This is a genomic window from Vagococcus fluvialis (genome assembly GCF_003337315.1).
Classification (GTDB): Bacteria; Bacillota; Bacilli; order Lactobacillales; family Vagococcaceae; genus Vagococcus; species Vagococcus fluvialis.
In genome coordinates, this window is the sequence record NZ_QPJV01000004.1 from 1 (window position 1) to 14,171 (window position 14,171).

At 31.7% G+C, this 14,171-nt stretch carries 12 protein-coding genes, 1 tRNA gene and 1 rRNA gene; 12 read left to right on the top strand and 2 right to left on the bottom strand.

What is annotated here, in order from left to right; all coding sequences use genetic code 11:
• Both rrf and DFR54_RS05065 read left to right on the top strand, forming a co-directional pair.
• A 5S ribosomal RNA gene (gene rrf, locus DFR54_RS05060) occupies window positions 1-106 on the top strand; the annotation flags it as partial.
• Window positions 107-118: 12 nt separating this feature from the next.
• Window positions 119-192 (top strand) — tRNA-Asn (locus DFR54_RS05065).
• A 90-nt stretch (window positions 193-282) separates the two neighbouring features.
• Here the strand turns inward: DFR54_RS05065 and gloA are convergent.
• The gene (gene gloA / locus DFR54_RS05070; protein WP_086341460.1) at window positions 283-657 is read right to left on the bottom strand and encodes a lactoylglutathione lyase; all 375 of its coding nucleotides are present in this window, start codon (window positions 655-657) and stop codon (window positions 283-285) included.
• Window positions 658-805: 148 nt separating this feature from the next.
• Here gloA and DFR54_RS05075 point away from each other — a divergent pair, with 148 nt between their 5' ends.
• From DFR54_RS05075 to DFR54_RS05085, 3 genes are read left to right on the top strand one after another with little or no spacing between them, the layout of a single operon-like run.
• Window positions 806-1,150: a PadR family transcriptional regulator gene (locus tag DFR54_RS05075; protein ID WP_086341461.1), complete on the top strand. Its 345-nt coding sequence runs from the start codon at window positions 806-808 to the stop codon at window positions 1,148-1,150.
• Window positions 1,134-2,066 carry a permease prefix domain 1-containing protein gene (locus DFR54_RS05080; protein ID WP_114289194.1) on the top strand — a complete coding sequence of 311 codons (933 nt, stop codon included), beginning with the start codon at window positions 1,134-1,136 and terminating at the stop codon, window positions 2,064-2,066. The genes DFR54_RS05075 and DFR54_RS05080 overlap by 17 nt, the downstream gene beginning before the upstream one ends.
• A gap of 8 nt (window positions 2,067-2,074) precedes the next feature.
• On the top strand, window positions 2,075-2,572 hold the full coding sequence (locus DFR54_RS05085) for a GtrA family protein (protein ID WP_114289195.1): 498 nt from the start codon (window positions 2,075-2,077) through the stop codon (window positions 2,570-2,572).
• A 20-nt stretch (window positions 2,573-2,592) separates the two neighbouring features.
• Here the strand turns inward: DFR54_RS05085 and DFR54_RS05090 are convergent, their stop codons facing one another.
• Window positions 2,593-3,477: a hypothetical protein gene (locus DFR54_RS05090; RefSeq protein WP_086341464.1), complete on the bottom strand. Its 885-nt coding sequence runs from the start codon at window positions 3,475-3,477 to the stop codon at window positions 2,593-2,595.
• A 176-nt stretch (window positions 3,478-3,653) separates the two neighbouring features.
• Here DFR54_RS05090 and DFR54_RS05095 point away from each other — a divergent pair, with 176 nt between their 5' ends.
• The 7 genes from DFR54_RS05095 (at window position 3,654) to DFR54_RS05125 (ending at window position 14,044) form a co-directional block, all read left to right on the top strand.
• Window positions 3,654-6,413 carry a helicase C-terminal domain-containing protein gene (locus DFR54_RS05095; protein WP_114289196.1) on the top strand — a complete coding sequence of 920 codons (2,760 nt, stop codon included), beginning with the start codon at window positions 3,654-3,656 and terminating at the stop codon, window positions 6,411-6,413.
• Between the two features lie 45 nt (window positions 6,414-6,458).
• Window positions 6,459-6,938 (top strand): cell wall elongation regulator TseB-like domain-containing protein, encoded by a 480-nt coding sequence (locus tag DFR54_RS05100; RefSeq protein WP_126809022.1) that lies wholly within the window; start codon window positions 6,459-6,461, stop codon window positions 6,936-6,938.
• A 17-nt stretch (window positions 6,939-6,955) separates the two neighbouring features.
• Complete coding sequence (locus tag DFR54_RS05105) at window positions 6,956-8,146, top strand: pyridoxal phosphate-dependent aminotransferase (protein WP_114289198.1); 1,191 nt, start codon at window positions 6,956-6,958, stop codon at window positions 8,144-8,146.
• A 22-nt stretch (window positions 8,147-8,168) separates the two neighbouring features.
• Window positions 8,169-9,467, top strand: coding sequence for an asparagine--tRNA ligase (gene asnS / locus DFR54_RS05110; RefSeq protein WP_086341750.1), 1,299 nt, complete (start codon window positions 8,169-8,171; stop codon window positions 9,465-9,467).
• Between the two features lie 243 nt (window positions 9,468-9,710).
• A complete protein-coding gene (licT, locus tag DFR54_RS05115; RefSeq protein WP_114289199.1) occupies window positions 9,711-10,565 on the top strand; it encodes a BglG family transcription antiterminator LicT in 855 nt (284 codons plus the stop codon).
• A gap of 131 nt (window positions 10,566-10,696) precedes the next feature.
• Window positions 10,697-12,595: a beta-glucoside-specific PTS transporter subunit IIABC gene (locus tag DFR54_RS05120; protein WP_114289200.1), complete on the top strand. Its 1,899-nt coding sequence runs from the start codon at window positions 10,697-10,699 to the stop codon at window positions 12,593-12,595.
• A 27-nt stretch (window positions 12,596-12,622) separates the two neighbouring features.
• Complete coding sequence (locus DFR54_RS05125) at window positions 12,623-14,044, top strand: glycoside hydrolase family 1 protein (protein WP_114289201.1); 1,422 nt, start codon at window positions 12,623-12,625, stop codon at window positions 14,042-14,044.
• Window positions 14,045-14,171: the final 127 nt, after the last annotated feature.

Sequence of the window (14,171 nt, forward strand, 5' to 3'; positions counted from 1 at the left end):
ATGGCAAGAAGGATACACCTGTTCCCATGCCGAACACAGAAGTTAAGCTTCTTAGCGCCGATGGTAGTGAAGGGTTTCCCTTTGTGAGAGTAGGACGTTGCCATGCTTATAATAATTATCCGGCATAGCTCAGTTGGTAGTAGCGCATGACTGTTAATCATGATGTCGTAGGTTCGAGTCCTACTGCCGGAGTACTTAAGCAAATCGTATTGATTTGCTTTTTTTGTTGCATAAAATAATAAAAAGAGAAACACTAAACTTTCATTTTAGTGTTTCTCTTTTTTATTTTTCTCTAATAACTTCTATTTTATAACCATCTGGATCGATAATAAAATAATATGAAGGTGGAACACCAGGTAAATTCTTTAAATCAGTTACATTAAAATTTAAATCCGAATGTTTTTTGTGTAAACCTTCTAAATCAGATGTTGAGATTGCAATATGTCCGTAACCATTTCCTAAGTCGTATGCTTCTGAATCATAGTTATATGTTAACTCTAATTCGTAATCATCTCCAGGTAATGTTAAGTAGACTAAAGTGAATTTATTTTCAGGGAAGTCTCTTCTTCTACTTTCTTTGAAATCAAATGCTTTCGTATAAAATTCAACTGAAGCTTCTAAATCTTTTACACGGACACATGTATGAGCCATTTTCATGTTGGTAACTCCTTTTCTATTTACTAGCCAAATCATATCATTTTATATGAAATACTTCTAGTTTTTTACTTTTATAATTACTTGATTAGTCGTAGTAATAATGCTATTATATTACTACGATGGATAAAGTAAAATGGGGAGTGAGATAATGATAAGTAGTGATATTATTAGAGGTTATAATGACTCTATTATTTTATCGATTTTAATTGACGGAGATTCTTATGGATATGAGATATCTAAAAAGATTAGAAAAATTACTGATGAAAAATATATTATAAAAGAAACAACATTATACTCTGCTTTTACAAGATTATCGAAGAAAGGGTATATTATTGCCTATCCTGGTGAAGAGACATTTGGAAAAAAAAGAACATACTATAAAATCACATCAGAAGGGTTAGCCTTTTATTTAGAGAAAGAAAAAGAATGGGAAGTTACTAAAGAAGTTGTTGATAAGTTTTTAGGAGGAAGTAAAAATGAATACAATAAATAATTATGTTGAAACAATATTTATGAATTTACCTGACACACAAGAATTAGCTGAACTAAAGCAAGATATTTTAGTTAATATGGAAGAGAAATATCAAGAATTATTGTCAGATGGTTTGTCTGATAATGAAGCAATTGGTTTAGTTATTTCTGAGTTTGGTAATATTGATGAGCTTTTAAATGAATTAGAAATAAAAAAACAAGAAACTAATAAAGAATTTAAGACAAGTTTGTACAGTCAATTAAGTTTTGAAGAGATTGACGAATTTATAGCTATGAGAAAGAGTTTAGGAACTGGTGTAGGTTTTGGTGTAATTCTTTGTGGTATTGCTGCTAGTATGATTATATTTGCAGTTCATTTGGAAGCTGTGATTACTGGAGTTATTTTAAGTATGTTTGTTATTGCTGTAGCAGTGGCTTTATTTATTACAAGTGGTTTAAAGGCTAGTCGATTTAATTATCTAGAAAAAGGTTTTTTAGCAGAACCACAAAACTTAAACTATATAAAAAATGAAAATAAAGCTTATGAAAAATCATTTGTTTTTTCGTTAATTATTGGTATCACTTTAGTTATTTTATCATCAATTCCTGTTTTAATTGGTTCACAACACACAGAAAATATTTTACTTTATGCCTGTGGAACTATTGTAATTGCTACTGTTGGGTGTTTCTTTTTAATATATGGAGGAACTGTTAAGGGTGGATTTACCTTTTTATTAGAAAATGGTATTGATAGTTCGATTTCAGAGGCTGATATTAAAAATAAACTATATTGGAAAAGGTTTAATGAAAATTTTTGGCTAGTGATTGTAGCAGTTTATTTATTAGTTAGTTTTGTTTTTGGTATTTGGAGTATTTCATGGATTATATTCCCTGTGGCAGGAGTACTTTCTGGTATTTGGATGAATGATAAGGAATAGGTAACTTCATGAAAAAATTACTAAAAAATGAAATGATTTTATACTTAATTTTCGGTGTTTTAACAACTATTGTTTATTTTGTATCTAGATTTTTAGTTGTTGGCTTAACAGGAAATTCATTAATTGCAGTAATTGTTGCTCAAATATCTGCTATAGTATTTGCTTTTTTTACTAATAAATATTTTGTTTTTCTAGATAAAGAGAGTAATCCGTTGGTTGTATTAAAACAGTTTTTTGTTTTTTTAAGTGGCAGACTATTTGTTTTTTTCTTAGACATTAGTATTACTTTTTTAGCAGTTCAACGTTATAGCGATACTTTGATTCGTTTTTTTAATCTTGAAAAATTGCCTTATGACCATTTTTTATTTAGCAACACATTAACTCGTAACTTTATTGGTACTCCTAAATTATTAAATGAATTTTTCTGGGCATTAGTGGTTCAAGTTTTAGCGATTGTTATTAATTATGTTATTTCAAAAAGAAAAGTTTTCAAAAAAAAGGATTGAGCATAAAAGCTCAATCCTTTTTAGTTGTTATAGAATGCTAAAGAGATAGTTAAATCATAATTAATAAAGTCTTTAATGATTTTGATTTCTCCTTCTTTGTTACGATAAACCCGTTTATAAGTACCACCTAAAATTGTAGGGAAGACTTGAATATTATCGTATTTTTTTAGTAATAAATCAGCTTTGTAACTATCTTCTAAGTCAATAAAACCTAAAAGAACTTCTTCATCAGCATCCCCAGCAGCACCAAGAAAAATACCAATTCGGTTGCTATCTGATTCTGGCTCATATAATACTTTGGCATAGGTATTTGGGATAACATTATCATATAACTCAAAAATATTACGTTCTTCATATTCTTCAAAGTTATTAATCAAGTCTTCGTTAGTCACACCTGCATAATACGTCACAAAAAAGTTATTTTCTTTTAAACGTTGAATGGTTTCAAAAAGAATTTGTTGTTTCTCACCATTGTATAAAAGGTTAATTTTTGTATGAAGGTATTCTTTGTTTCTAATTGAAGACATTCGATGAATTTCGTTAGAAGAGCCAGAGTGTTCGCTGGTTTTTTTTCTCTCTCGCATAGTTGTTTCTAAATAAGTACTAGTTCGTCTTTTACGTCGTTTTTTACGCCTTTTTTGGTTATCTAATACTTCGTAGTATTCCTCATCCTCGTCATAGCTAATCCTTTCAGCTGGTTTCACTTTTAATTTAGTGAATTCTTTGTCAGCATATTGGTATATTTTCTTAAACTCTGTTTGATATAACAGAATAGCAGCTAAAATAAGGGCAATACTAGAAACTATTAAATAAAGGAACCAGAACAGGCTATTACTATAGGTTAGAAATAAACCTACCAACCAGAAAATAAAGACAAACCCTCCTGCAATCTTTAAATTTCTCATAATTTTAATAGTCCACCTAATCAAACTTTTTATATACATCTATTTAACCATAGTTTCTTAGCTAAAACAATCTAGGCAATAAAATATGACTCATAAAATAGCATAGGAAATGGATGAAATAGTTCTTCAAAATCTGTATAATAAGAAGCAGTGACACAAAAGGAGAGACGGTTAAAATGAAGGATCAAACAATCTATGCAGTTGTTGATATCGAAACAACAGGAACTAATACAGAAAAGGATAAAATTATCCAATTTGCTTGTGTTTTAGTTCAAAATAGAAAAATTATAAATCATTTTTCAACAGACGTTAACCCTCTTCAATCTATTCCTAAAAATATTGAATACTTAACAGGTATAACGAATCAACAAGTTGCTAGTGCCCCTTATTTTGAGGATATAGCACCGATTATAAAAGAGTTGTTAAACGACTGTGTGTTTGTAGCTCATAATGTTTACTTTGACTTTGCATTTTTAAACAGTGAGCTCACCCGCTCTGGAGAAAAAGCCTTAACAGCTGCTTGTGTAGATACAGTGGAGTTGGCACAAATTTTGTCTCCTCAAGCAACAGGCTTTAGAGTTACAGATTTAGCAGCTCATTTTGATTTAGCTCACGACAACCCTCATCAAGCTTTAAGTGATGCTTATGTAACAGCGGAGATCTTTATTGAATTAGTTAAAAAAATTGATGAGATACCATATGTGACATTAGCTAAAATGACAGAGCTATCTAAATTCTTAGGTGTTAATAATGATTTGATTTTTGAAAAAGCTCTAGCTAAAAAAGATAAAAATCCACTTAATCAATTATTAGATTACGTCAAAACAATAGATATGATTACATTAAAAATCAAAAATTACCAGTTTAAAGAAATAAATCATCACAGAAAATTAAAGTATCCTTCAGAAGAAACATTAAAGGAACAACTTTTAGATAGTGGTTTAACCTATAGAGAAGAACAAAAACAAATGATGGATCGTATCTATGAATTTACAACTAATGATACAAAATCTAAAAATTTATTAGTTGAGTCAAGTACTGGGACTGGGAAATCTCTAGGTTACTTATTGCCTATCATCTATTCTAATAAAGGAAAAGTGATTATTTCTACAAGTACAATTATGTTACAGGAACAGCTAATGTATCGTAGCATTCCTCAATTAGAAAAAATAGTTAACTCTGATATCAATGCAGTCATATTAAAGAGTAGCAGCCATTTTATTGATTTAGATAAGTTTTATAAAACTTTGATAGCTGAGCCTAATCATCAAAAACAATATATTATTAATCAAATGGCAGTTCTTAATTGGTTACGTGAAACAGAAACGGGAGATCTAGATGAGCTGAATTTAAATAAAAAGCACTTATTCTTTGAGCATATCGGTCATCACGGTATTCATACATTGAATAAAAGTAGTTTGTTTTATGAGGAAGATTTTTTATGTTTTCTAGAAGAGAAAAAAAATCAGGCAGATGTGTTGATTGTTAATCATTCTTTTTTATGTGAGGAGACTTATCGGGAAACGAAACTACTTCCTAAAACAAACATCTTAGTAGTGGATGAAGCTCATAAATTGATCCATACTTTAGAAGAAAAAAATCTGACTCAGCTATCATTTAAGTATCTTTACAAACTTCTTAGACAAATAAAAGAGATTGAGGATTTAAAAGATTGCTTAACAGAAAAAAATGATGAAACATTACAAAAATCAGTTGAGTTATTAAGTTTACTTTCAGTAGATGCCAAAGAAGATATTCAGTGGTTAGAAACATTCTTAATGCAATTTGGAAAGCTAACAGAACACAGCCCAGAAAGAAATTTAAAAGATTTGGGACTTGTTTCGGAGTGGCCAACAGCTATGAAGAAAAACATGAAAGAACTCATGATTATCTTTAGAGAGATGAATCAATTAATTAAGCAAGCAACTGCTGAGTTATCAATGAGAAAAAACTTAACTACTGATAACGAGTATTTTTTACTCCTTGAATATGCTAATACCTTAACGAGCTTGAAGGAGTTTACTACTAGTTTTATTAACTTTTTTAAAGTTGAGGATATAGAATTTACAAGATTAATTTCTTTAGAAAGACAACATTTGTGTCTAAAAGAAATTAATTTCAAACAAGTTTCTATTCAAGAAACAAGTTGGTATCAAAACTTTGAAAAGATAATCTTTACGAGTGGTACCTTACAATTAAATATTGATTCTGATTACTTTGAAGAGCAACTTGATTTACCAACACCTGAAAAATTTATTTTAAGAGAAAAGTATAGCTACCAAGATAATGCAGAGTTGTTAGTCATTAAAGATTATGAGAATCAAGATTTTGGTAATGAAAAAAATTATGTTAATTTTATTACCAAGTCAATTGTTGAGATGTATCAAGTTAAACAAAGTTCAATGTTAGTCTTATTTACTTCCCACCGAATTTTACAAAAGGTTTATAAAGAGCTAGTCCATAAAATTAGGTTTGAAGAAACTGAAATTTTTGTTCAAGGTATTACTGGAACAAAAGAGAAAATTATTAAACGATTTATTAAGAATAACGGTGGCATTATTTTAGGAGCTAATAGTTTCTGGGAAGGGGTAGATATGAATCTACCTAAGCTAGATTTAATTATGATGACTAAACTTCCCTTTGATCCACCAAATAGACCACTAATTGAAGCTAAGTATCGTTTTCTTGAGCAAGAAGGAAAAAATCCGTTTTATGATGAAGCTATTCCTCAAGCGGGAAACCGATTAAGACAAGGAATTGGTCGTCTAATTCGTAGTGAAGAGGATAAGGGAATCATTGCGGTACTTGATTACCGATTGCTAGGCTCTAGTTATAGTAAAGAGCTACTGAATTATTTGCCAAAAGATTTAACAGTCAAAAATTGTTACTTAAATGAAGCTTTAACTGAAATTAATACTTTTTTTACTGAAAAATAACTGAAAAATTGATATAATAGGAAAAATGAAATGGGGGACGATAGTGTGAATCGCAAAAGTAATCGTCAGCTTAAAATTATAGGATTAGTCTTAATTTTAACAGTACTTTTAATTAGCATAGTGTTATTCCAATCTGCTTCTCCAATGAGAAAAGCAAAAAAACAAGGGATTAAAATTTCTAGGGAAATTGCTAATATTGAAACAGTGGATGATTTTTATTGGTTTACTCGTGAAAAAACATATTTTACAGTTGTTGGAAAAGATGCAAGTGATACTGAAAAAATAGTTTTTATTCCTCAAGATGGAACAGAAGCTGTCGTGATGAATGCTGATAAAGGAATTGAGAGCAGTGAAGCTGTTCAAAAGGTATTGGATTTAAAGGAAACAAAGAAAATAAAAAAAGTCTCATTAGGTCTTTATGATAACAAGCCTGTTTGGGAAGTAGTAGCTGATAGTATAGATCAGGGAATTAAGTACTACTTAATTGATTTTAATCAGGGAGAGATTGTCAATACGATTAGTTAAGTAAAAGGAGGAGTCTTATGAAGTTATCTAACAGAGTATTAGGGCTAGCACCATCAGCAACACTTGCTGCAGATGCAAAGGCAAAAAATTTAAAAGCACAAGGCGTTGATGTTTTAAGTTTAACATTAGGTGAACCAGACTTTGCAACACCTAAAAATATTCAAGATGCTGCTATTGTCTCAATTAAAAATGGAAGTGCAAGCTTTTACACACCAGTAGCAGGGATTCCAAAGTTAATTCAAAGTATTATTGAAAGAACTAAAGAGGATTATGGTTTAACTTATCAAACAAATGAAGTAATGGTTGGTACAGGGGCTAAATTTATTTTATTTACTCTATTTCAATCTATTTTAAATTTAGATGATGAAGTCATTATTCCTGTTCCTTATTGGGTAAGCTATGCGTCTCAGGTAGAATTAGCTGAGGGAAAACCAGTTTTTGCAATGGGACATGAAGATAATGGTTTTAAAATAACTGTTGAAGATTTAGAAAATGTAAGAACAGATAAAACAAAAGCTTTCATATTAAATTCACCATGTAATCCAACAGGTGCTATTTATACAGCTGATGAGTTAGAAAAAATAGGAAATTGGGCAGTTAAACATAATATTTTGATTGTTGCCGATGATATTTACGGTAAACTAGTTTATAATGGGAATGTCTTTACGCCAATTGCTACTTTGTCTGAAGCTATTATGAAGCAAACATTAATTATTAATGGTGTTTCAAAAAGTTATGCCATGACTGGTTGGCGAATTGGATATGCAATGGGAGATAAAGAAATTATTTCTCAAATGACTAAGATTGCTTCTCAAGCAACAAGTAATCCCTCTACTGTTAGTCAATATGCAGCAGTAGAAGCTTTGTCAGGACCACAAGAACAAGTAGCTGTGATGCGTGATGTTTTTGAAGAACGTCTAAATCACTTTTATAATCGAGTGAGTCAACTTCCAGGATTTAAATTAGAGAAGCCGCAAGGAGCTTTTTATTTATATCCCGATGTTAGTGAGTGTTTAACACTTTGTGGTTATGATAATGTGACTAATTGGGTGAATGACTTATTAGAAGAAGCCCACGTTGCAGTTGTAACTGGTGAAGGGTTTGGAACGGATAAACATATCCGTCTAAGCTATGCCACTGATATGGAAACATTAGACAAAGCTGTTGATCAGATTGCAATGTTTATCGAGAAAAAATCAAAAAAATAAATTGTATGGATGGAGAGTTGGAATGAAAACAATTCAGATTATTGATTCAAAGAATCATGTAGGCGAAACAGTAAAAATCGGTGCTTGGATTGCTAATAAGCGTTCAAGTGGAAAGATTGCTTTCTTAAATTTAAGAGATGGCTCAGCCTTCTTCCAAGGTGTTGTTGTTAAGACAGAAGTTGGAGAAGAGTTATTTGATTTAGCTAAAGGATTAAATCAAGAAACTTCAGTTATTGTAACTGGTGAAATTAGAGAAGATACTCGTTCTAAATTCGGGTATGAAATCGGAATTACTGGTATTGAAGTAGTTGGAGAAAGTCACGATTATCCAATTACACCAAAAGAACACGGAACAGACTTTTTGATGGATCATCGTCATTTATGGTTACGTTCTTCAAAACAACATGCAGTTATGCAAGTCCGTAATGAATTAATTCGTGCGACTTACGAATTCTTTAACGAACGTAACTTTATTAAAATTGATCCACCTATTTTAACAAGTAGTGCACCAGAAGGAACAACAGAGTTATTTGAAACAGATTACTTTGGTGAACCTGCTTATCTTTCTCAAACAGGACAATTATACTTAGAAGCTGCAGCTATGGCTTTTGGTAAAGTGTTCTCATTTGGCCCTACTTTTAGAGCCGAAAAATCTAAAACACGTCGTCACTTAACTGAATTTTGGATGATGGAACCTGAGATGGCTTTTGTGACTCAAGAAGAAAGTTTAGAAATCCAAGAGCAATATGTTGCTTTTATGATTGAAAAAGTTTTAGAAAACTGTGACTATGCTTTAGACGTTTTAGGACGCGATAAAGAGTTACTTAAAAAATACACAACATTACCTTATCCACGTATTTCTTATGATGAGGCTGTTGAATTATTACAAAAAAATGGTTTTGAAGATATTACTTGGGGAGATGACTTTGGTTCTCCACATGAAACATTTATCGCAAATCACTATGAAAAACCAGTATTCATCTTAAACTATCCAAAATCAATGAGCCCATTCTACATGAAACCACATCCAACTAGAGATGATGTTGTTATTCGTGCTGATATGATTGCCCCTGAAGGATATGGAGAAATCATTGGTGGTAGTGAACGTGCTATTGGTTTTGAGTACTTATTAGAACAAATCGAAAAAGATGGTTTAGACCGTAAAGATTATGAATGGTACTTAGATTTACAAAAATATGGTCCTGTTCCTCACTCAGGTTTTGGTTTAGGTTTAGAAAGAACTGTTACTTGGGTATGTGGTATTGAGCATGTACGTGAAGCAAGTCCGTTCCCACGTTTATTACACCGTATTTATCCATAAATAAAATTAACTATATTTATAATGAACCAACTAATTAAGGCGTAAGTGTAAAAACTTATGCCTTAGTTATTTTTTATGATTGACAACGCTTCCTTTTTAATGTTAGATTATAGGTAATAAGGATAGTCATTATTAAGTTAAGCTAAACCTAAACAGTACTCCAAGTCAATGGCAGGAGTTTGTTTGGGTATTTTTTTATGCTTTTTTTCTAATGTATGTGAAAAAGAGGGGAGATAAAATAAATTGGTCATATCAAAAGTGTTGAATAATAATGTTGTTATTGCTCTTAAGGATGATGGAACGGAACTTGTTTTAATGGGAACAGGCTTAGGATTTCAAAAAAAGGTTGGTAACCATATTGATGATGAAAAAATCCAAAAAACATTTGAGTTAAAAGGTGATTTAGATTCCTTAAGAGTAGAAGAAATGCTCTCAGAAATTCCAGAAGATATTATTGAAATGTCTTATCGAATTTTAAAAAAATCAAAAGAGAAATTAAATAAAGAAATGAATGAAACTGCCTTCCTTTCTTTTGCAGATCATTTGCATACAGCTATCCAAAGAAGCGAAAAAAATATTCAATTAAAAAACTTTTTGCTTTGGGATATTAAACGCTTTTTCCCAAAAGAATTAGCAATTGCTCAAGAGGGGATACGTTGGGTTAACGAAGAAATGAATACTAACCTTTCTGAGGATGAAGCAGGTTTTTTAACTCTTCACATTGTTAATGCTGAAATTGATAACAGTTCAGAAGATGCGATAAAATTAACGCAGCTAATTGAAGAGATTTTAACAACAATCAAATACACATTAAAAATTAACTTTGTAGAGCAAGATATTTATTTTCAGCGATTTATCACTCACTTACGCTTTTTCTCAGAAAGAGTTATTAGAGCAAGTAATGGCGAGCATGAAGAAGATAATAGAGTAGAGTCAGAATTATTTGAACTGATTACAACAAAATACAAAGAAGCTTATATTGCCACAAAAAAAGTTGTGGAGCTACTTGCTAATAGATGGAATTACGAAGTCTCACCAGATGAGCAAGTTTACATTACGATTCATTTAGCACGTATTATGGATAAGAGTAAAAATTAAGGGATAAAAACCTAATTTTATATATTATTTTTTAGAAAGGAGATGTATTTGATCCACTGGAAAGGATCCGGATCGTTACATTAAGTTGGCGAAACCTCTAATAAAACTAAAAAATTTATGGAGGATTTATCATGGGAAAATATGAAGAGTTAGCAAAAAATATTGTGAAAGAAGTTGGGGGAAAAGAAAACGTCAATTCCTTAACGAACTGTATTACAAGATTACGATTTAAGCTAAAAGATGAGAGTAAAGCTAATACAGAAGTTTTAAAAAATATGGATGGTGTTGTAACTGTTATGCAATCTGGAGGCCAGTATCAAGTTGTTATTGGAAATCATGTTCCAGACGTTAGAGCCGACGTAGATGCGGTTTTAGGTGTGTTAGAAGAACCAACTAATAGTGGACCAAAAGGGAATTTATTCGATCAGTTTGTTGATATTATTTCATCTATTTTCCAACCAATCTTAGCACCACTATCAGCTGCCGGTATGTTAAAAGGTGTGAATGCTATTTTAGCTTTTGCATTAGGAGCAGGATTTGCTGAGAGTTCTACGTACGCTGTATTTAATGCAATGGGAGATGGATTATTCCTATTCTTACCTATTTTCATTGGTTTTACTGCCATGAAAAAATTTGGTGGTTCTCCATTTGTCGGGATGATGATTGCCTCTAGTTTAGTTTATACAGGATTTATAGATGGCTCAGCAACAGCGACTTTTGCTGAGGCCGGTGGACTAAACTTTTTTAATATACCATTCTCAATTCCACCAGCAGGGTACGGATCCACTGTTATGCCAATAATTGCCGCAACAGCTTTCGCAGCTTTTTTAGAAAGACAACTTAAAAAAATTATTCCAGATGTGGTGAAATTATTTTTAGTACCTTTCTTTGTTGCTCTTATTACTATACCATTAACGTTTTTAGCAATTGGACCTGTTATGAACATTGTATCAGATGGTCTAGGTGCCGCATTAATCGGTATTCAAACGTTTAGTCCTATTCTTTATGGTGCAGTATTAGGTTTTGCATGGCAAGTATTAGTAATGTTTGGGATGCATTGGGCCGTGATTCCTTTTGCAATCATAGCTTTATCACAAGGTGATCCAACATCTATCTTAACTCCAAGCGGTAGTGTTTCATTTGCACAAACAGGTGCTGTGTTAGCCGTTATGTTAAAAACTAAAAATGCAAAATTAAAAGAGTTATCAATCCCAGCATTTATTTCAGGAATTTTTGGTGTAACAGAACCTGCCATTTACGGTATCACTTTACCTAAGAAAAAACCATTTTGGGCATCTTCAATTGTTGGTGGTGTGATTGGTGCAATCACCATGGGATTAGGAGTTCAAGCTTATCAAATGGGTGGATTAGGAATATTTAGATATCCTTCAATGATTTCACCAGATGGAGATATTAAATTAGCCATTTATAGTATGGTTCTTGATGTAGTAGCTTTAGTAGTTGGTTTTGGCTTAGCTTGGATGATAGGATTTAATGATGATGAGCCAACTGTTACTTTAAATAAAGAAGAAGCTAAAAAACAAGTTAGTGGACAAGGTAAAAAAATTAGTAAAGAAGAAATTGTCTCACCTGTAAAAGGGAATGTATTACCACTGAACCAAGCAAAAGATCCAGTTTTTGCAGAGGGTGTTGTTGGTCGTGGAGCAGTAGTTGAGCCAACAGAAGGTGTAGTTTATGCACCTTTTAACGGAACAGTCATGACTGTTTTCCCAACTAAACATGCCATTGGTTTAATTTCAGACAATGGTATGGAATTGCTGATTCATATTGGTGTTGATACGGTTCAACTAGAAGGTGAATATTTTGAAATATTTATTACAGAAGGTCAAAAAATTAAAACAGGTGATAAATTAGCTAGCTTTGATGTTAAAGGGATTGAAGAAGCTGGTTATAGTAGCCAAGTACTTGTAATAAATACGAATACACTGGATTATGCTGATATTATCTTGACGGATGAAAAAGAGGTTAACAAAGATAATCTATTATTTACAGCTGTTTTAACTAACTAAATTCAGATTAAGAAAGTAGGGGTAAACATGAGTTTTCCAAAGAATTTTTTATGGGGCGGAGCAACTGCAGCCAATCAAGCTGAAGGAGCTTGGAATGTTGATGGAAAGGGAGCTTCCATTAGCGATCACAACAGAGCCGGTAGTCGAACTTCAAGTACTCGTAGAACTTTTGATAAAGTAATCAATACAGATGAATACTATTATCCAAGTCATACAGGAATTGATATGTTCCATCGTTACAAAGAAGATATAGCTTTATTTGCTGAAATGGGTTTTAAAGTTTACCGATTATCTATAGCTTGGACACGTATTTTTCCAAATGGAGATGAAACAGAACCAAACGAAGCTGGTTTACAATTTTATGATGAGTTATTTGATGAATTAATTAAACATAACATAGAACCACTAGTAACAATTTCTCACTTTGAACTACCATATCATTTGGGAGAAACTTACGATGGCTTTTTAGACAAGAGAACAATTGATTTTTACGAAAGATATGCTGTAACGTTATTTAAACGTTACAAAGATAAAGTGAAATACTGGCTAACTTTTAATGAAATTAACTTTGGTACTCTTGAGCATGGTAAGAGAATTAATGGCTTATTTAACCGTGAATACACAGTAGAAGAGCAGTATCAAGCATTACATAATGTTTTTGTGGCATCATCAAAAGCTGTTATTGCAGGGCACGCTATCAATCCTGATTTTAAAATAGGTTGTATGTTAGCTTACATTACAATGTATCCAAAAACATGTAAACCAGAAGATGTCCTAAAAACTCAGGAAGCAAATGATCATCTAAATTATTTCTGTGGGGACGTTCAAGTAAAAGGTAAGTATCCTTATTTTATGACACGTTTCTTTAAAAAAGAAAATATTGATTTAAAATCTTCATCAGAAGAGATGGCTTTAATCTCAGAAGGAACTGTTGATTATTATACTTTCAGCTATTACATGTCAACTTGCATTACCTCTGATATTGATGAGAGAAATGATAAAACTGGTGGTAATTTATTTGGTGGTGTATCCAATGAATATTTAGAAACAAGTGATTGGGGTTGGCAAATAGATCCAGTTGGACTTCGCTATACTTTAAATCAAATTTACTCTCGTTATGAAGTACCATTAATGGTTGTTGAAAATGGGCTAGGTGCTTTTGATAAAGTAGAAGCAGATGGTACGATTAATGATGATTATCGTATTGAGTACTTTAAAAAACATATTGAAGAGATGTCTAATGCGATTGATGATGGTGTCAATTTAATCGGCTACACACCTTGGGGCTGTATTGATTTAATTAGTGCAGGCACAGGTGAGATGAGTAAAAGATATGGTTTTATCTATGTAGACCGTGATGATGAGGGAAATGGTTCATTAGACAGAACACCTAAAAAATCATTTTATTGGTATCAAAAAGTGATTGAAACAAATGGAGCAGAATTATAATTATTTGTTAAAGAAGAGGTTGTGACATAAATTATGTCACAGCTTTTTTATTTGACTTAAACTTAAAATAGGTTTATTATAATTATATTAACTACAAATGTAAATTGTGAAAAAGAAAGGTTGGTAA

Excerpts from the sequence above, each read along its gene's own strand:
- gloA (WP_086341460.1), bottom strand. The coding sequence starts at position 657 with ATGAAAATGGCTCATACATGTGTCCGTGTAAAAGATTTAGAAGCTTCA.
- DFR54_RS05075 (WP_086341461.1), top strand. The coding sequence starts at position 806 with ATGATAAGTAGTGATATTATTAGAGGTTATAATGACTCTATTATTTTA.
- DFR54_RS05080 (WP_114289194.1), top strand. The coding sequence starts at position 1,134 with ATGAATACAATAAATAATTATGTTGAAACAATATTTATGAATTTACCT.
- DFR54_RS05085 (WP_114289195.1), top strand. The coding sequence starts at position 2,075 with ATGAAAAAATTACTAAAAAATGAAATGATTTTATACTTAATTTTCGGT.
- DFR54_RS05090 (WP_086341464.1), bottom strand. The coding sequence starts at position 3,477 with ATGAGAAATTTAAAGATTGCAGGAGGGTTTGTCTTTATTTTCTGGTTG.
- DFR54_RS05095 (WP_114289196.1), top strand. The coding sequence starts at position 3,654 with ATGAAGGATCAAACAATCTATGCAGTTGTTGATATCGAAACAACAGGA.
- DFR54_RS05105 (WP_114289198.1), top strand. The coding sequence starts at position 6,956 with ATGAAGTTATCTAACAGAGTATTAGGGCTAGCACCATCAGCAACACTT.
- asnS (WP_086341750.1), top strand. The coding sequence starts at position 8,169 with ATGAAAACAATTCAGATTATTGATTCAAAGAATCATGTAGGCGAAACA.
- DFR54_RS05120 (WP_114289200.1), top strand. The coding sequence starts at position 10,697 with ATGGGAAAATATGAAGAGTTAGCAAAAAATATTGTGAAAGAAGTTGGG.
- DFR54_RS05125 (WP_114289201.1), top strand. The coding sequence starts at position 12,623 with ATGAGTTTTCCAAAGAATTTTTTATGGGGCGGAGCAACTGCAGCCAAT.